This window comes from Leptospira semungkisensis (genome assembly GCF_004770055.1).
GTDB lineage: Bacteria > Spirochaetota > Leptospiria > Leptospirales > Leptospiraceae > Leptospira_B > Leptospira_B semungkisensis.
The window spans coordinates 1-583 of the sequence record NZ_RQEP01000017.1 but is presented as its reverse complement, the minus strand read 5'-3'; the positions used below and the strand labels follow the sequence as shown (position 1 = coordinate 583).

The window sequence follows — 583 nt, the reverse complement described above, 5'->3', positions numbered from 1 at the left end:
GGAGCCATTCTATTCTCCGCTCTTATAGGTTATTGGGAATCGAATAGCACTCGCAGAAAATGGATCTGGATCCCTGAACTTCTGGGACTCAACTTCATCTTCATGCTGATACTCGGCATTCTCTTGAAAATAGGTAAATAAACATGAGCACAGATCTTACTTACCTTATCATACTTCTCACGGGAGTGATGATCCTACTCGAAAATCGTTTGAAAAGGGTAGTCATTCTTCTGGGAGTACAAGGCTTCTTACTTCTTCTTCCTCTTTTTCAAGAAGAAGGAGGAGACGGGTTTCATTCTATATTTCTTGCGGGAATGGTCGTGGTATTCAAAGGACTATTAACGCCTATCATTTTGTTTTGGACAGCAAGAAGGATCAATTCTCCTGAATCAACTTTTCCTAAAGTAGGTTATCTTCCTACATTGGGACTTCTGTTTGCGGGAGCTGCGGCAAGTTTCGTGTTCATGGGAGCGATCTCCGCATTCTTTGGAAAGGCTCACCAGTTCGGTCTATTGTATGTTCTTCTTCTCATCTATGTGGGAGTGATCGGTTTTATCGTAAGAAGGAACTGGGTGGGAGTCAT

The 583-nt window shown here is 42.5% G+C and carries 1 protein-coding gene and 1 pseudogene; both read left to right on the top strand.

The genetic code is table 11. From position 1 onward, the window contains the following. Nucleotides 1–141 (top strand): annotated as a pseudogene (locus EHO59_RS11465) (NADH-quinone oxidoreductase subunit H); the annotation flags it as partial. Nucleotides 142–143: 2 nt separating this feature from the next. Continuing rightward, on the top strand, nucleotides 144–583 hold a 440-nt coding region (locus EHO59_RS11460; protein WP_135588115.1), incomplete at its 3' end, for a formate hydrogenase.